This is a genomic window from Streptococcus mitis (assembly GCF_946190375.1).
Lineage (GTDB): Bacteria > Bacillota > Bacilli > Lactobacillales > Streptococcaceae > Streptococcus > Streptococcus mitis_CJ.
On sequence record NZ_CAMIAF010000149.1, the window covers coordinates 1 to 236 of the forward strand.

General features: G+C 52.1%; 1 pseudogene. It reads right to left on the reverse strand.

Features of this window, described 5'->3' with window-relative positions:
- Positions 1–236 (reverse strand): annotated as a pseudogene (locus N8M09_RS11100) (MSCRAMM family adhesin SdrC); the annotation flags it as partial.

Here is a 236-nt window from a genome sequence, read left to right on the forward strand (position 1 = left end):
ACAAGCGCCTCTGAATCGGCATCAACAAGTGCGTCAGCTTCAGCAAGCACAAGCGCTTCTGAATCAGCGTCAACAAGTGCGTCAGCTTCAGCAAGCACATCAGCGTCTGAATCAGCGTCAACAAGTGCGAGCCAATCAGCAAGCACAAGCGCATCTGAGTCAGCGTCAACAAGTGCGAGCCAATCAGCAAGCACATCAGCATCTGAGTCAGCATCAACAAGTGCATCAGCTTCAGC